Origin of the sequence: Vibrio orientalis CIP 102891 = ATCC 33934, from assembly GCF_000176235.1 — a bacterium.
GTDB classification, from domain to species: domain Bacteria; phylum Pseudomonadota; class Gammaproteobacteria; order Enterobacterales; family Vibrionaceae; genus Vibrio; species Vibrio orientalis.
Genome location: NZ_ACZV01000005.1, coordinates 1,874,535 through 1,888,733, shown reverse-complemented (window position 1 = coordinate 1,888,733; position 14,199 = coordinate 1,874,535). Strand labels below are relative to the sequence as shown.

General features: G+C 44.9%; 15 protein-coding genes. 14 read left to right on the top strand and 1 reads right to left on the bottom strand.

Translation table 11 applies throughout. The features are described from left to right. Positions 1-11 precede the first annotated feature (11 nt). Positions 12-551, top strand: coding sequence for a DUF3332 domain-containing protein (locus VIA_RS19320; RefSeq protein ID WP_004415295.1), 540 nt, complete (start codon positions 12-14; stop codon positions 549-551). A gap of 59 nt (positions 552-610) precedes the next feature. Here the strand turns inward: VIA_RS19320 and VIA_RS19315 are convergent, their stop codons facing one another. Then, a complete protein-coding gene (locus tag VIA_RS19315) occupies positions 611-2,083 on the bottom strand; it encodes an aminoacyl-histidine dipeptidase (protein ID WP_004415293.1) in 1,473 nt (490 codons plus the stop codon). 463 nt (positions 2,084-2,546) lie between these two features. Here VIA_RS19315 and vcdP point away from each other — a divergent pair, with 463 nt between their 5' ends. From vcdP to nusB, 13 genes are all read left to right on the top strand, one after another. Continuing rightward, the gene (vcdP, locus tag VIA_RS22670) at positions 2,547-2,633 is read left to right on the top strand and encodes a small protein VcdP (protein WP_483050720.1); all 87 of its coding nucleotides are present in this window, start codon (positions 2,547-2,549) and stop codon (positions 2,631-2,633) included. Positions 2,634-3,114: 481 nt separating this feature from the next. Then, positions 3,115-4,404, top strand: coding sequence for an NCS2 family permease (locus tag VIA_RS19310; protein ID WP_004415291.1), 1,290 nt, complete (start codon positions 3,115-3,117; stop codon positions 4,402-4,404). 287 nt (positions 4,405-4,691) lie between these two features. Then, positions 4,692-5,156: a xanthine phosphoribosyltransferase gene (gene gpt, locus VIA_RS19305; RefSeq protein WP_004415289.1), complete on the top strand. Its 465-nt coding sequence runs from the start codon at positions 4,692-4,694 to the stop codon at positions 5,154-5,156. A 100-nt stretch (positions 5,157-5,256) separates the two neighbouring features. Beyond that, positions 5,257-6,504 carry an esterase FrsA gene (frsA, locus tag VIA_RS19300; protein WP_004415287.1) on the top strand — a complete coding sequence of 416 codons (1,248 nt, stop codon included), beginning with the start codon at positions 5,257-5,259 and terminating at the stop codon, positions 6,502-6,504. A gap of 104 nt (positions 6,505-6,608) precedes the next feature. Continuing rightward, entirely contained in the window at positions 6,609-6,998 is a 390-nt protein-coding gene (gene crl / locus VIA_RS19295) for a sigma factor-binding protein Crl (protein WP_004417345.1), read from the top strand. 167 nt (positions 6,999-7,165) lie between these two features. Further along, on the top strand, positions 7,166-8,299 hold the full coding sequence (proB, locus tag VIA_RS19290) for a glutamate 5-kinase (protein WP_004417343.1): 1,134 nt from the start codon (positions 7,166-7,168) through the stop codon (positions 8,297-8,299). Between the two features lie 10 nt (positions 8,300-8,309). Beyond that, positions 8,310-9,560 (top strand): glutamate-5-semialdehyde dehydrogenase, encoded by a 1,251-nt coding sequence (locus VIA_RS19285; protein ID WP_004415282.1) that lies wholly within the window; start codon positions 8,310-8,312, stop codon positions 9,558-9,560. Between the two features lie 103 nt (positions 9,561-9,663). Then, positions 9,664-10,113, top strand: a complete 450-nt coding sequence (gene nrdR, locus VIA_RS19280) for a transcriptional regulator NrdR (protein WP_004415280.1) — start codon at positions 9,664-9,666, stop codon at positions 10,111-10,113. Positions 10,114-10,125: 12 nt separating this feature from the next. Next, positions 10,126-11,232 (top strand): bifunctional diaminohydroxyphosphoribosylaminopyrimidine deaminase/5-amino-6-(5-phosphoribosylamino)uracil reductase RibD, encoded by a 1,107-nt coding sequence (ribD, locus tag VIA_RS19275; protein ID WP_004415279.1) that lies wholly within the window; start codon positions 10,126-10,128, stop codon positions 11,230-11,232. Positions 11,233-11,234: 2 nt separating this feature from the next. Then, positions 11,235-11,888: a riboflavin synthase gene (locus tag VIA_RS19270; protein WP_004415277.1), complete on the top strand. Its 654-nt coding sequence runs from the start codon at positions 11,235-11,237 to the stop codon at positions 11,886-11,888. A 68-nt stretch (positions 11,889-11,956) separates the two neighbouring features. Continuing rightward, positions 11,957-13,066, top strand: a complete 1,110-nt coding sequence (gene ribBA, locus VIA_RS19265; RefSeq protein ID WP_004415276.1) for a bifunctional 3,4-dihydroxy-2-butanone-4-phosphate synthase/GTP cyclohydrolase II — start codon at positions 11,957-11,959, stop codon at positions 13,064-13,066. Positions 13,067-13,237: 171 nt separating this feature from the next. After that, positions 13,238-13,708 (top strand): 6,7-dimethyl-8-ribityllumazine synthase, encoded by a 471-nt coding sequence (ribH, locus tag VIA_RS19260; RefSeq protein WP_004415274.1) that lies wholly within the window; start codon positions 13,238-13,240, stop codon positions 13,706-13,708. Then, positions 13,708-14,175 (top strand): transcription antitermination factor NusB, encoded by a 468-nt coding sequence (gene nusB, locus VIA_RS19255; protein ID WP_004415273.1) that lies wholly within the window; start codon positions 13,708-13,710, stop codon positions 14,173-14,175. The genes ribH and nusB overlap by 1 nt, the downstream gene beginning before the upstream one ends. Positions 14,176-14,199 lie beyond the last annotated feature (24 nt).

Sequence of the window (14,199 nt, the reverse complement as noted above, 5' to 3'; positions counted from 1 at the left end):
TAGAGGGATTTATGAAAACAACAATAGCAAAAGTAGTGGCGTTGTCGGCGGTTGCAATTAGCTTATCTGGTTGTGTAGGTAGTAATGCTGTCACGGGAATGCTGATGAAGTTTAACGTTGAAGCTGTCGATAACCGTTATGCTAGGGGCGGCCTAAACATGTTACTTGCACCTGTGTACGGTATTACTGTCGCGGCGGATTATTTAATTTTTAACTCGCTCGAGTTTTGGACAGGTAAAAACCCACTAAATGGTAAGCCACACATTTTCGATACCAAGACGGAAACCATGATTGATATTAATGATGATCTGGATGATTCGTTGAAAGAAGCACCAATCGCCCCAATCAGCCAATATCGCACTATTGAGCGTGGTCACATGCTCTCTTTGGATGCAAACACGATCCAAATGGATATCACCTATGACAATGGTGAGCGCGCTACCCTTATTGGGGTCAAAGAGGGCGAGGAGGTTTCTTACTTTATTGACGGGGAATTAGTCGCTGAAACTAGCCTGCAAGAGCTTGAAGATTATTTAGCGACTCAAGCATAAAGCGCATGTAAGTGATAAAAAAGCCGAGCTAGTGATAGCTCGGCTTTTTTTATATTGACTTAGGCTTTGTCAGGAATCGCTTCTAATAGCGCAACCATTTGATCCCAGAATAGGGCGACAGTATCAATCTTCACTTTCTCATCAGGAGAGTGAGGGAACTTGATGGTCGGGCCGAAAGAAACCATATCCATGTTCGGGTAAGGTTCTTTAAATAAACCACACTCAAGACCGGCGTGAATCACCATGATGTTTGGTTTGTGGCCGTAGATGCCTTCATACATGTCACGGAAGATAGCCATGATTTCAGAATCCGCGTCTGGCTTCCAACCTGGGTAAGCACCAGAGAATTCAATCTGTGCACCCGCTAGCTCAGCAACAGAAGCTAACATGCCTTCTACTTGCTGGCGACCAGAGTCAATCAGTGAGCGTACTAGGCATAGCACTTGAATCTGATTCTCTTCAGTTGTGATAACACCAACGTTAAGAGAAGTCTCAACCACACCTTCGATTTCATCGCTCATGCGAATCACGCCATTTGGACATGCGTTTAGCGCAGCAATAAAGCGTTGTTGGTCAGCAACGACTAAAACTTGTGTGTCGGTTTTGATAGCTTCATTGAAAGAAACAATGTCAGTTTCCACTTTACCTAGCTCTGTTTTAAGCAGGTTAGTGTAGAACTCAAACAGCTCTGCAAGTTTAGCTTCGTTTTCAGCAGGGACAGCGACCGTGATAAACGCTTCGCGAGGAATCGCATTACGTAGGCTACCACCGCGGAATTCAACTAGGCGAAGATCGAGCTCTTGTGCGTGACCCGCTAGGAAACGTGCAACTAGCTTGTTGGCGTTACCACGACCAGTGTGAATATCACAGCCAGAGTGACCGCCTTTTAGGCCTTTAAGGATCAGCTGGCGAGTCACATAACCTGCAGGGATTGCTTCACGTTTGATGTCAAAAGTCATTTCGCCATCAATGCCGCCAGCACAGCCCATGTAGACTTCGCCTTCTTGCTCTGAGTCAGTATTAAGAAGGATATCGCCTTCTAACCAACCTGCTTCAAGACCAAATGCACCGGTCATGCCTGCTTCTTCATCGATAGTGAGTAGTACTTCGATTGGACCATGCTTGATCTCAGTTGATGCCAGAACAGCTAGACAAGAAGCCATACCCATGCCGTTGTCTGCACCTAGGGTTGTGCCTTTAGCGGTAACCCATTCACCATCAATGTATGGTTGGATAGGATCTTTAGTGAAGTCATGATCCGTGTCTTCATTCTTTTGTGGCACCATATCGATGTGCGCTTGTAGAACGACACCCTTTTTGTTTTCCATACCCGGCGTTGCCGGCTTTTTAATGAAAACGTTGCCTGTTGGATCACGGCGAACTGGTAGGCCTTGCTCTGTTGCCCATTTCACAATGTACTGTGCTAGCGCTTCTTCATGTTTAGAAGGGTGAGGGATAGAACAAATCTTATCGAAAAACTGCCATAGTGGAGCAGGTGATAAGTTGCTGATTTCAGAATGGAATTCAGACACGGATGACTCCTTAAAAAGAATAATGCCAGATTTTGTTGTGCAGCGCGGTTGTACGGGCAGAACAAAAAGCTAAATCTGACCTATTAAATAGAGGCCACAGCATAGCACTACAGACCTTTAGGTAGTAGTAAAAGAGAAATCGAAAGCAAAAGGGCAATCACATATTGGGTATTTTTCGCGAAAACGTTTACGCACCTAAGTTCGTAACTTTTGTAGAAAACACCGTCACCAGGCTGATGATTCTGTAATTTAATTACACTTTAAATTTGATTGAAGTCAATTTATGAAGTTTATGTGATATTTGTCACGCAAAAGGTTGTAATTAATTTTCTTTGGGGTATATTAGTAACCAACTTCGAAAGCGAAGAGAAAATGCTCAAAGGATGAGTCCGATTTGTCGCCTCCAAGGAACCGAGAAATCAATATTTGTAATCTGTTTTAATTGATTTAGAAGGTGATAGTTATGAAAGGTTTACCAAGTGCAGCGTTCTGGCTAAACAGCTCTGTTTACACAGGTACGTTTACTTATCCAACAAGCTTTGGTTACTAATCCGAGGTTTGTGACTCTCGAACAGAGTATGTTCACCCCTATTATTGGAATTTTTTTTCAGCAGCTTAATTCTTGCTGACATGATTCAACCGCCACTCAAATTGAGTGGCGTTTTTTTATCTGAAAAATAGCATATCTGTATATCTTAACTTTGTGCTTTCCTTAGCTAGCTCTTCTTACTGTAATTTTATTCGCATAAACTCATATTGCACGCCGAACATTTGCCATTTGGTCACTTGTAAGTTTGCAACACTGCACAAAAAAACACCTTTTTCTCTCAAAAGTTAATTTTAATCTTAGTTGCTGATAAGTAGGCCTTTTTACTGGTTTTTTGGGCAATGTAATCGATTGAATTTCCCTTTTACAATTAGAAATATTAGTTAGAGTCTTAATTCTATCTGGAATTTACTATTTGATGACATTATAATTCCCGCCAATCGATTACGCAACCGTTTACTTTTTACCTTTTTAGGATTCGATTATGTTCGAAAAACTATTCAAGCTCAGTGAAAATGGCACGACAGTCAAAACTGAGATCATCGCAGGTATCACTACCTTCTTAACGATGGCTTACATCATCTTTGTTAACCCAGCGATGCTTGCTGATGCAGGTATGGACAAAGGTGCAGTGTTTGTTGCTACCTGTCTTGCTGCAGCAATTGGCTGTTTCATCATGGGTTTTGTCGCTAACTACCCAATCGCTTTAGCACCGGGTATGGGTCTGAACGCATTCTTCACTTACGGTGTTGTTCTTGGCATGGGGCACTCATGGCAAGTAGCGCTCGGAGCGGTTTTCGTATCGGGTGTCATCTTTATGGCACTGAGTGTATTTAAGGTACGTGAATGGATCATTAACTCGATCCCAATGTCTTTAAGAACGGGTATTTCGGCGGGTATTGGTCTTTTCCTGGCGTTTATCGGTCTGCAAAACTCTGGCATTGTTGTTGATAACCCAGCGACCTTGGTAAGCCTTGGTGACATTACTGGTCTACAACAAGCACTTGCTGCGCTCGGTTTCTTCTTAACGATTGCATTGGTATACCGTGGTGTACGTGGCGCTGTAATGATTGCAATCCTAGTGATCACTGCGATTGGCCTACTGATGGGTGACGTTCAGTGGGGCGGCGTAATGTCTACACCACCAAGCATTGCTCCAACGCTAATGCAGATGAACATCGCTGACGTATTTGAAGTTGGCATGATCTCGGTTGTATTTGCTTTCCTATTTGTTGACCTATTTGATACAGCAGGCACGCTGGTTGGTGTTGCAACGAAAGCTGACCTAATCAAAGAAGATGGTAAGCTTCCTCGCTTAAGTAAAGCGCTGCTTGCTGATTCAACTGCGACATCAGTGGGTGCGATGCTAGGTACTTCAAGCACAACCTCTTACGTTGAATCCACAGCAGGTGTTGCGGCTGGTGGTCGTACAGGTCTAACAGCAGTCGTCGTTGGTGTGTTATTCCTTCTGGCGTTATTTTTCTCGCCGCTAGCGGGGATGATTCCAGCGTACGCGACAGCAGGTGCACTTTTCTACGTAGCAATTCTAATGATGTCTGGTCTTGTTAGCGTAGACTGGCGTGATTTGACAGAAGCGGCACCGGTTGTCGTGACATGTCTGCTTATGCCTCTGACATACTCTATCGCGGAAGGTATTGCACTTGGCTTTATCTCTTATGCAGCGATTAAACTGCTAAGTGGCCGTGGTCGTGAAGTTTCAGTGAGTGTTTGGGTCTTAGCTGCGGTATTTATTATCAAATACTTAGTGGCTTAACTTAACAACTCCGCTGCTTTTCTTTGTTGGAAAAGAGTTTATTTATTGTCGCTATAGCAGTCATGGCTGCTATAGCGATTATTTTTGTCTAGAGAATCAAATCTAGCCCATAGCCAGCGTTGAACTGTTCATTCGTGCTGAACATTTTATTTATGGCATTGGTATTATGCTGCACTTTCGGTAAAATAAACGTTTGCGTAGCTTTTCCCCCAAACTGGCCGATTGCGATCATTTCATTACAGATGCTTTGCGGGGATGCAGATTTTTCAAATTATTAGGTTATTACAATGGCTAAGAAATTCATTATCACTTGGGACCAAATGCACACACTTTGTCGTGAATTGGCAGAAAAACAGATGCCAGCAGAGCAGTGGAAAGGTATTTGGGCTGTGAGCCGTGGCGGTCTTGTTCCTGGCGCAATCCTAGCGCGTGAACTAGGTATTCGTCACGTTGATACAATTTGTATCTCTAGCTACGACCATGATCACCAGCGTGATATGACGGTAGTGAAAGCACCAGAAGGTGACGGTGAAGGTTTCCTAATCGTTGAAGACCTAGTGGACAGTGGTGACACTGCGCGTAAACTTCGCGACATGTACCCGAAAGCGAAATTGATCGCTGTATGTGCAAAACCTGCAGGTGTTGAACTACTAGATGACTACGTAGTTGATATCGCACAAGACACTTGGATTGAGCAACCATGGGATATGTCAATTCAGTACGTTGAGCCAATCAATCGTAAACAAAAGTAATCTCTTTGCTTAATTCCCACCTATTTCTTGATAAATGACCCTTTCTTGGGTCATTTTTTTTATTACTATTTAGTAATCATAATTTATTTAGGTCGAACTCATGTCAGAGGAAGTCAGCAAGAACCTCTCCGAAACCTTATTTGCGAATCATAAGCAAGCAAAAGAAACGTCTGGGCTTACCCGCTATATGCCGAGTAGCCAAACATTTCTTGATGGTAAGCTAGAGGAGGATGGCTATAAGTGGTATCGCAATCTTCGTCGTATGCAGTGGTCATGGCAGGGACTTGACCCCATAGAGATCGAAGCGGTGTTGGCCAAAATTGCGGCCTCTAAGCATTCGCGTACCAACGATCAGTGGCTAGATACCGTGATGGGCTACCACAGTGGTAACTGGACTTATGAGTGGACGAAACTGGGGATGCTGCATCAAAAGCGCGCAGCAGAACTTAAGGGAGAGGATGCGGCAGATGAGATGTTTAACGCATCGCTATGTTTTAGTATTGCCGGGTATCCACACCTAAAAAATGACAACTTAGCCGCACAAGCGCAAGTGCTTGCCAGTAATGCTTACACTGAAGCGAGCAATAAAACCAAATACATTGTCAAACGTATTGAGATCCCATACCAAAAGAAAACTATCGTCGCTCATTTGCACTTAACCAGTACCGAAAAACCGCAACCTGTCGTTATGGTCAGTGCTGGGTTAGACAGCTTACAAACGGATCTATGGGCGCTGTTTCGTGACCATTTGGCGAAAAAGAACATCGCCATGTTAACGGTCGATATGCCTTCTATTGGTTACAATACCCACTGGAACTTGACTGAAGACACGTCGCGCTTGCATCAGGCAGTGCTGAATGAGCTATATCACATCCCTTATGTCGATCACCATAAAGTTGGCTTGATTGGTTTCCGCTTTGGCGGTAATGCGATGGTACGACTCTCGTTCCTTGAGCAAGATAAAATTAAAGCCTGTGTCTCACTTGGGGCGCCGATTCATGATGTGCTCTCTTCGCCGGAAAAACTCAAGCAGATGCCTAAGATGTATTTGGATGTATTGGCATCTCGATTAGGTAAGACAGCGGTCGACATTCATAGTCTCGCAGGGCAACTGATGGCTTGGTCATTAAAGGTTCAAGGCATCTTAGCGGGACGCAAGACCCGAGTGCCGATTTTGGCGATGAGTTTAGAAAATGACCCAGTCTCGCCCTACAGCGATAACCAGTTAGTTGCGGTTTACAGCGACTACGGAAAAGCGAAGAAAATTAGTGCTAAGACAATTACACAAGGTTATGAGCAATCCCTCGATTTAGCGATAAAGTGGTTAGAAGATGAGCTAATTAGATGACAATTAAACTAATTTAGACAACACTTATGTATACGAGCTACCCAGACTGTTTAGTCCTGAAGTATGCGCGAATAACAATAAGTAAATGAATATGGAGATTCATTATGTCTGAACAGACAAAAAGTCCGACACATTATCGCTTGTTAACCACACTGAGGGCTATTGGGCCTTACCTGCGCGAATCACAAAGTTCTGAAGGCTCTTACTTGTTTGATTGCCTATCGGTTTGCGTCAATGATAAAAAATCACCAGAGCAGCGCGAGTTTTGGGGCTGGTGGCTTGAACTTGAGAAAAATGGTGAGGCATTTGAAGCCCGTTACCGCTCAGGTTTATACGACGTGACAGGGGAGTGGCAAGACAAAGCGCTACCTAAAAAGGCCATTCAAGATGTCACTCGAACCCAAGAAGTGTTTCACCAAAAGCTGCTTGAAACTCTCGAAAAAGAGTTTGAAATCCCACTGGCGATTCACAAGGAATCTGTCGAATTCGTCTAAAATACTCAGGCTTTTGCCTCTATAGACCAAAAAGGCGCTTTTTAGCGCCTTTTCTGCTTGTGAAATTTCGATTTGATTGCTAAAACATCAGGTCTAATCAATCTTTGTGACTTATCAATTAAGAACAAGGTTGAGAGGGTTTTTATATTTTTCATAGTAGAAAGGCAATGAATCAAGAAAGCGGAAATACCGTACAGTCTCAGACTGTCGTGGTTAAACTAGGTACAAGTGTTTTAACGGGTGGTACGTTGGCATTGGATCGAGCTCATATGGTTGAGCTGGTACGTCAGTGTGCTGAACTTAAAAAGCAAGGCCACTCTGTGGTTATGGTTTCGTCGGGCGCGATTGCGGCTGGCCGTGAACACCTAGGATACCCCGCACTGCCCAATTCTATGGCAAGTAAGCAGCTTTTAGCGGCGGTGGGTCAAAGTCAGTTAATTCAAACCTGGGAATCTCTGTTTGCAATTTATGGCCTTAAGATAGGTCAAATGTTGCTGACACGTGCTGATTTAGAAGATCGTGAACGCTTCCTTAATGCGCGCGACACCATCAACGCTCTCGTCGAAAACGACATTATTCCTGTCGTAAATGAAAACGATGCGGTAGCGACGAGCGAAATCAAAGTGGGTGACAACGATAACTTGTCTGCTTTAGTCGGTATTTTGTGTGGCGCAGATAAGCTGCTGCTACTGACTGACCAAAAAGGTTTATTTACTGCTGACCCTCGCAAAGACCCAAATGCCGAGCTGATTAAGGAAGTTAAGACCATTGACGATACGCTGCGCAAAATTGCCGGTGGTAGTGGTACCACGCTAGGTACTGGCGGCATGGCAACTAAGTTGCAAGCGGCAGATATTGCACGTCGCGCAGGTATCGAGGTCATCATTGCTGCGGGTAGCGCGCCAAATGTGGTGTTTGATTCACTTGGTGATAACCCACAAGGCACACGTTTCTTACCGTGTGAAGAAGCATTAGAAAACCGTAAGCGTTGGATTCTTGCAGGACCAGCCGCGTCAGGTGATATTGTGATTGATGATGGTGCCGTTAACGCTGTGGTCGGTAAGGGCAGTAGCCTGCTTGCTAAAGGTTTAACTAAAGTGAGCGGCGAGTTCGCTCGCGGCGACGTTGTACGCGTGACTGACACACAAGGTAAATTGATTGCACGCGGTATCGCCAGTTACTCAAGCCAAGACATGGCCAAAATTGTCGGCAAGCACAGTAAAGATATTATTGGAATTTTAGGTTATGACTACGGCAATGAAGTATTGCACCGTGACGATATGGTCGTAATCCAAGAATAAGGAAAGAAAAGTGGAACTGATTTCTATGGGTAAAGCTGCAAAAGAAGCGGCTTTCCAACTGGCAACAGCATCAACAGCACAAAAAAACCAAGCATTGGCGATTATTGCCGATGAGCTTGAAGCAAACGCTGAAGATATCTTAGCGGCGAATGCGAAAGATATCGAACAAGGCCGCGAAGCAGGTCTAACCGAGGCACTGCTTGATCGACTATTGCTAAACCCAGAGCGTCTTACTGGGATTGCTAACGATGTACGTAACGTGATTAGCCTAAACGATCCTGTAGGTAGCGAACTAGACAGTAAAGTACTAGAAAATGGTATGTCGCTATCACGTCGTCGTGTACCGCTTGGTGTGGTTGGTGTGATTTATGAAGCTCGCCCTAACGTAACGATCGACATCGCTGCTCTGTGTCTAAAGACAGGTAACGCAAGCATCCTACGTGGTGGTAAAGAGACCTTCTTCTCTAACATGGAACTGGTTAAAGTGATTCAGTCTGCGCTGGCAAAAGCGGGTCTGCCTGCGGCATCAGTCCAGTACATCGAAAAGCCTGATCGTGAGCTTGTTTCGCAACTGCTTAAGCTTGATGACTATGTTGATATGATCATTCCACGCGGTGGTGCTGGTTTGCACAAAATGTGTAAAGAAAACAGCACTATCCCTGTGATTATTGGTGGGTTTGGTATTAGCCATATCTTCGTTGATGAAAGTGCTAATCTAGCAAAATCATTGGATGTGGTTGAAAACTCAAAAGTACAACGCCCATCGGCATGTAACTCATTAGATACTTTATTGGTTCACGAAAAAGTAGCCGCAGAGTTCTTACCTATGCTAGCAGAGCGTGTAGCGGATAAGGTTGCGCTGGTTGCTGAGCCAAAAGCGAAAGCACTGCTTAGCACAGCTAAAGAGCTACGTGATGCTGGCGAAGGTGACTTTGATACCGAATGGCTAAGCTACACGCTAGGCGTTAAAGTGGTTGCTGACGTTCATGAAGCGGTTGATCATATGCGCGTTCATAATGCGAGCCACTCAGATGCTATCATGACCAACAGCCTAGAAAACTCAGAAGTGTTTATTAACTCTGTTGGCTCGGCGGCAGTTTATGTGAATGCTTCAACGCGTTTCACTGATGGTGCACAGTTTGGTCTTGGCGCTGAAGTGGCGGTCTCTACGCAGAAGCTGCATGCTCGCGGTCCTATGGGCTTGGAAGAGTTGACCAGCTACAAATGGGTCGGTAAGGCAAACTACTTGCCGCGCAGTTAACAAATCTTGTTAAACATTGATTGAAAAAGGGGCTATCTAGCCCCTTTTGTTTTCTTGTCTGAAGCAAATCCGCTACACTAGCTTTCACTTATATGGAGGTGATATGCATTGTCCTTTTTGTTCTGAGAACGATACTAAAGTAATTGATTCTCGTCTGGTTGCTGATGGCCATCAAGTGCGACGTCGTCGTCAATGTCTTGCGTGTAGCGAGCGTTTTACTACTTTTGAAACGGCTGAGCTCGTTATGCCAAGAGTGATTAAATCTAACGGCAACCGCGAACCATTCAATGAAGACAAAATGGTCGGTGGTCTTCAGCGCGCATTAGAAAAGCGTCCGGTGAGTGCCGATGCAGTGGATGTGTCGATCAGCATGATTAAGTCTCAGCTCCGAGCAACTGGTGAGCGAGAAGTACCAAGTGAAATGATTGGTAACTTGGTGATGGATCAACTTAAAGAACTTGATAAGGTTGCCTATATTCGATTTGCCTCTGTCTATCGTAGCTTTGAAGATATTCGCGAGTTTGGCGAAGAGATCGCTCGTTTAGAAGACTAACGGTTGTTATCAATGCCACTATTTACCCCCCAAGATTTTACTATGATGTCGCGTGCTATTGAGTTGGCAAAAGGCGGCATCTATACCACGGCCCCTAATCCTAATGTCGGTTGTGTGATCGTTCAAGGTGATGAAATTGTCGGTGAAGGCTTTCATTATCGCGCTGGCGAACCGCACGCTGAAGTTCACGCATTGCGTATGGCTGGTGACAGAGCGGTCGGCGCCACTGCTTACGTCACATTAGAGCCTTGCTCCCACTATGGACGCACACCTCCTTGTGCAGAGGGCTTAATTAAAGCCAAAGTGGCGAAAGTCATTTGTGCAATGGAAGACCCTAATCCCAAAGTCGCTGGGCGTGGCATTCAAATGTTACGTGATGCGGGCATCACGGTTGAAGTAGGCTTACTTGAGCAACAAGCAGAGTCGCTCAATCCCGCTTTCATTAAACAGATGAAAACTGGGATGCCTTTTGTTCAGCTCAAAATGGCAGCGAGCATCGATGGCCAAACAGCGTTAGCTAATGGTCAAAGCCAGTGGATTACCTCACCACAAGCAAGGCAAGACGTGCAAAAGTATCGCGCTAAGAGTGGGGCGATCTTATCAACCAGCAAAACAGTGATTGAAGATAATGCTTCGTTGAACGTGCGCTGGGATGATCTTCCTCTATCGTTACAAGAAGCATACTCACAGCAAGAACTTCGCCAACCAGTTAGAGTGATTTTAGATAGAAACCATCAGTTGACCTCAGATCTCAAGTTAATGAGTACTGAGGGCGAGCGAATTATTGTCGCAGAAGGTCAAGATCTCGAACCTATACTCAATGATGAGCAATTGATCGATCTCGCAGCGACATTTTCTGCCTTAGCAAAACAGCACCATATTAATCACCTATGGGTGGAGGCTGGCGCGACGCTCGCGAGTAGCCTTATCAAAGCTAACCTCGTTGATGAGCTTATTCTCTATTTGGCCCCTAAGATCATGGGTAGCGATGGTAGAGGGTTACTCGGTGCGTTAGGTTTAGAGTCAATGGCAGAGACAATCGATCTCAATGTCAAAGATGTAAGACAGGTTGGTCAGGATATTCGTATTACTGCCACCTTAAAGAATAAAGAGTCGTAATCATGTTTACAGGTATTGTTGAAGCAGTGGGTACCCTAACTGCAATCACGCAAAAAGGCGAAGATATTAGTGTCACAGTGGAAGTCGGCAAACTGGATATGTCCGACGTTAAACTGGGTGACAGCATTGCGACCAACGGAGTTTGCTTAACGGTAGTGGACTTCAGTTCAACCAGCTATACAGCGGATTTATCTATCGAAACGCTGCAAAAAACCGGCTTTACTGATTACCAAGCGGGTGACAAGGTTAACCTAGAGAAAGCAATGTTACCGACTACACGTTTTGGTGGGCATATTGTTTCTGGTCACGTCGACGGTGTTGGTGAAATCGTAGAGCGCAACATGGTTGGCCGTGCTATCGAGTTTTGGGTTTCAATGCCTGAAGAGATTGCCAAATATGTTGCCGAAAAAGGCTCGATTACAGTTGATGGTATTAGCCTAACAGTCAACGATCTGCGTAAGAACGCGTTTAAGCTGACCATCGTTCCTCATACCGGTGAAGAGACCACTATTGCTGACTTTCACGTTGGCCGTAAAGTCAATTTAGAAGTCGATGTACTGGCGCGTTATATGGAGCGCTTATTGACTTCTCAACGCGAGCAGCAGTCTGAATCGCGCATTACGATGGACTTTTTGCAGCAGAACGGTTTTGCATAAACCAAGAATTATACAAACATTAGCGGCGACGCCATACTCGCTCGATGCCTTAAGATAGGAATACCAAAATGCCAATTAGTACGCCTCAAGAAATTATTGAAGATATTCGCCTAGGTAAAATGGTCATCCTGATGGATGATGAAGATCGTGAAAATGAAGGCGATCTAATTATGTCGGCTGAGATGATCACGCCAGAAGCGATCAACTTTATGGCGACTCATGGTCGTGGCTTAATCTGTCTGACAATGACCAAAGAGCGTTGTGAACGTCTAGGTTTACCGCCAATGGTTCAAGACAACAATGCCCAGTACACGACTAACTTTACCGTTTCTATCGAAGCTGCTGAAGGTGTGACTACGGGTATTTCAGCGGCTGACCGTGCGCGTACAGTGCAAGCGGCAGTAGCGAAAGAGGCAAAAGCAGCAGATCTAGTTCAGCCTGGTCATATCTTCCCTCTTGCAGCGCAAGAAGGTGGCGTTCTAACTCGTGCAGGCCATACGGAAGCGGGCTGTGATTTAGCACGTTTAGCTGGTCATGAACCTTCAGGTGTAATTGTTGAGATTCTAAATGACGATGGCACCATGGCACGTCGTCCAGATCTAGAGATCTTTGCTGAAAAACATGGCTTGAAGTTAGGTACGATCGCTGACCTTATCGAATACCGCAATAACACGGAAACAACCATTGAACGTGTTGCGGAGTGTAAGCTGCCAACTGAATTTGGTGATTTCGATTTGGTCACGTACCGCGATGTTATCGACAATCAAATCCACTATGCATTATGTAAAGGCGATCTAACGGCTGAAGCGCCACTAGTACGTGTTCACTTACAAGATACCTTTACCGATCTTCTGCACAGTGACCGTAATGCTGAGCGTAGCTGGACACTGGATGCGGCGATGAAGCGCATTGGTAGTGAGGGTGGTGTTCTAGTTATCTTAGGTAATGAAGAATCAACCGATTTGCTGATCCACCGCGTGAAAATGTTTGAAGCGCAAGATAAGGGCCAAGCCCCAACACTTGCTAAAAAACAAGGCACGTCACGTCGAGTCGGTGTAGGTTCACAAATTTTAGCCGATCTGGGTGTGCACGATATGCGTCTGCTCTCGTCGGCAAGCAAGAAATACCATGCTTTAGGTGGCTTTGGATTGAACGTCGTTGAGTATGTGTGTGAATAAGCACTAACTCTTGGTTACCACGCCTTGGTTAACATCAAGGCGCGGTCAAAAGCTGGATAGAGGGTTTACCTCTGTAGTGTCACTTCTGTTAAATTTCTATTAGATATTGCTCACAGATTTGTGCTAGAATCCGGCGATTCTCACTTGATGAACATAGTTAAAGGAAGGCTTATGAAAGTGATCGAGGGTGGCTTCCCAGCGCCAAACGCAAAAATTGCTATCGTTATTTCTCGTTTCAACAGTTTTATTAACGAAAGTCTATTGTCTGGTGCAATCGATACTTTAAAGCGTCACGGCCAAGTTAGCGAAGACAACATTACTGTAGTTCGTTGCCCTGGTGCAGTTGAACTTCCGCTTGTTGCTCAACGCGTTGCTAAAACAGGCAAGTTTGATGCAATCGTATCACTAGGTACGGTAATCCGTGGTGGTACACCACACTTTGACTATGTTTGTAGTGAATGTAACAAAGGTCTTGCGCAAGTATCTCTGGAATACTCTCTTCCAGTTGCATTTGGCGTACTTACCGTTGATACAATTGACCAAGCAATTGAGCGCGCAGGAACCAAGGCTGGTAATAAAGGTGCAGAGGCTGCACTAAGCGCACTTGAGATGATTAACGTTCTTTCAGAAATCGATTCCTAATGGGGGCCAGTGTGAAACCAGCCGCACGTCGTAATGCACGTCGATTCGCTCTACAAGCGATCTACTCTTGGCAAATTACTAAAGAAAATGTTGCTACCATCGAGGAGCAATTTCTGTCAGGTGGTAAGTATGATGAAGAAGAACATCATGCTTCTGAACCGGCACTTTCTGCTCCAGACACAGACGTTGCATACTTCCGTGACCTACTAACAGGTGTTGTGCTAAGTCACACAGAGCTAGATAGTAAGATTCGTCCATACACAGCACGTCCAATGCAAGATTTGGATATGATGGAGCTAGCATTGCTTCGTCTTGCTATGTATGAAATGACGCGTCGTGAAGATGTCCCTTACAAAGTGGTAATCAATGAAGCGATTGAACTTGCAAAAGTTTTCGCAGCAGAAGAAAGCCATAAGTTCGTCAATGGTGTGCTTGATAAAGCCGCGCCACACGTACGTAAGAAATAATCGACTAAGATTACCAAAAGGTCA

What these genes read in the sequence shown, in the direction of transcription:
- VIA_RS19320 (WP_004415295.1), top strand. Translation starts at nt 12, where the DNA reads ATGAAAACAACAATAGCAAAAGTAGTGGCGTTGTCGGCGGTTGCAATT.
- vcdP (WP_483050720.1), top strand. Translation starts at nt 2,547, where the DNA reads ATGAAAGGTTTACCAAGTGCAGCGTTCTGGCTAAACAGCTCTGTTTAC.
- VIA_RS19310 (WP_004415291.1), top strand. Translation starts at nt 3,115, where the DNA reads ATGTTCGAAAAACTATTCAAGCTCAGTGAAAATGGCACGACAGTCAAA.
- gpt (WP_004415289.1), top strand. Translation starts at nt 4,692, where the DNA reads ATGGCTAAGAAATTCATTATCACTTGGGACCAAATGCACACACTTTGT.
- frsA (WP_004415287.1), top strand. Translation starts at nt 5,257, where the DNA reads ATGTCAGAGGAAGTCAGCAAGAACCTCTCCGAAACCTTATTTGCGAAT.
- crl (WP_004417345.1), top strand. Translation starts at nt 6,609, where the DNA reads ATGTCTGAACAGACAAAAAGTCCGACACATTATCGCTTGTTAACCACA.
- proB (WP_004417343.1), top strand. Translation starts at nt 7,166, where the DNA reads ATGAATCAAGAAAGCGGAAATACCGTACAGTCTCAGACTGTCGTGGTT.
- nrdR (WP_004415280.1), top strand. Translation starts at nt 9,664, where the DNA reads ATGCATTGTCCTTTTTGTTCTGAGAACGATACTAAAGTAATTGATTCT.
- ribD (WP_004415279.1), top strand. Translation starts at nt 10,126, where the DNA reads ATGCCACTATTTACCCCCCAAGATTTTACTATGATGTCGCGTGCTATT.
- VIA_RS19270 (WP_004415277.1), top strand. Translation starts at nt 11,235, where the DNA reads ATGTTTACAGGTATTGTTGAAGCAGTGGGTACCCTAACTGCAATCACG.
- ribBA (WP_004415276.1), top strand. Translation starts at nt 11,957, where the DNA reads ATGCCAATTAGTACGCCTCAAGAAATTATTGAAGATATTCGCCTAGGT.
- ribH (WP_004415274.1), top strand. Translation starts at nt 13,238, where the DNA reads ATGAAAGTGATCGAGGGTGGCTTCCCAGCGCCAAACGCAAAAATTGCT.
- nusB (WP_004415273.1), top strand. Translation starts at nt 13,708, where the DNA reads ATGGGGGCCAGTGTGAAACCAGCCGCACGTCGTAATGCACGTCGATTC.